This window comes from Mesorhizobium sp. M2C.T.Ca.TU.002.02.1.1 (assembly GCF_003997225.1).
Genome location: NZ_RZTO01001078.1, coordinates 1 through 1,694 on the forward strand (window position 1 = coordinate 1; position 1,694 = coordinate 1,694).

General features: G+C 63.0%; 1 protein-coding gene. It reads right to left on the reverse strand.

Annotation, left to right across the window (positions count from 1 at the left end; translation table 11 throughout):
- A partial coding sequence (locus tag EOD07_RS33520; protein ID WP_164772799.1) for an N-acetylmuramoyl-L-alanine amidase occupies window positions 1–1,200 on the reverse strand: 1,200 nt, incomplete at its 3' end.
- Window positions 1,201–1,694: the final 494 nt, after the last annotated feature.

Consider the following 1,694-nt stretch of genomic DNA (forward strand, 5'->3'; position numbering starts at 1 on the left):
GGTTATGCTTTGCGCCGCCTTGCCGCGCCAGTCGGCATTAAGCAGTTGCGCCTCGTCCTTCACGTTGGAAAGATAACCGAGCTCGACCAGGACCGAAGGCACGTCGGGAGCCTTGAGCACCCTAAAGCCAGCCGAACGCTGCGGATTGTTGATGAGGCCGACGTTGGTCGACAACTGACCGACGAGCGTGTGGGCGAAGCTCATCGAGAAACTGTGGGTCTCGCGGCGGATCAGGTCGATCAGGATGTCGGTGACTTCCTTGTTGTCGTCCTCGATCTTCATCCCGGCGAACTGGTCGGAGAGGTTCTCGCGATCGGCAAGCGCCTGGGCCTCCGGATCGGAGGCCTTGTCCGAGAGCGTGTAAACCGTGGCGCCGCGAAGCCCTTTGACGGCGATCGTGTCGGCGTGGATGGAGATCAAGAGATCGGCCTCGTGCTGGCGCGCGATGCGCACGCGTTCGTCCAGCGCCAGGTACACGTCGTTGTCGCGCGTCATGTAGACATCGTATTTGCCGACCGCGGCCAGCTTGTCGCGCAGTTCCTTGGCGAAGGCGAGCGTGACGTCCTTCTCGACCGTGCCGGCGGAGCTTTCGGCGCCGCCGTCGACGCCGCCATGGCCCGGATCGATGACCACCGTGAAGCGATGGCCGGGCGCCGAGACCGGTCCGGTGCCGACCCGCTCGCCCTTTTCGGTCGAAACGGTCGAACCCGTCGTCAGCGACTGGTTGGCCAGCGCCTCGTCGAATTCCCGCTCGGAAGCCGCCGACATGTCAATGGCGATGCGGTAGCCGCCGCCATCGTCATTCTTGAGCACGTCGAGCTTGTCGACGGCGAAAGGTCCCTTGCCGGTGAGGATCAGGCGCGAACCATGCCCCTGATCGCCGTAGCGGACAGCGCGCACAAGGCCGCGCGGCTTAACATCCTTGGCGTCAAGGGCGAATCGCGTGCGCGGCAGGTCGATGACCAGACGATTGGGGCCGCGCAGCAGGAACCATTTGACATCCGGCTCGCGGTCGAAATTCACGACGATGCGCATCTTTGTGGCGTCGCCGGCCATCTTGTAGCCGGTCGCGCCGAGCAGGGTATCCGCGTACGCGGCGGCGAAACAGGACAGGATGGTCAAGAGCAAGGCGGTCGAGGCCAGGCGCAGGAAACGCCCGGCGGCCCTACCCCACTTGTCCGCGGTGCCCGCCGATCCCATCTCTTATTCGTCGCTCCCGGTTTGGCGCATCGCGCCCAGCCTTCCGGCAGTGCCTGTCAGGCCACCAACTCGATTAACGATTGGTATTCAGAGAAGGTTAACCAAGCCTTTCATGGAGCGCGACGAAAGGCACCTTCCCCAGCGGAAGCGCTTTTTGCCGGCATCCGAAATCGGGGTTGCCTTCCATCCCGCCAAATCATAAAAGCGACGTTGGATCACTGCAATCCTGGAACCGCTCGCCTCAGCAGTTTCCTGCCAAAGGTCGGATGCAAAGGCGGCTCCGTTATCCTTCCAGGCTCAGGTGGTCGCGACGATTTTCGCAGGCGTGCCCTCGTGGCGGGGGAATCGCTTGCGTGAGGAAAACGGCCGGGTTTGCCCCGCGCCGGCTCTTCGTGAGCAAACAAGCTGGTCCGGCACAGCCCGGGCTTTGGTTCAAAAGGTTCTGCTGGGTGCCGATGGCTTCAAGCGCAATCATGGAAAGGTCCGCATCGAAC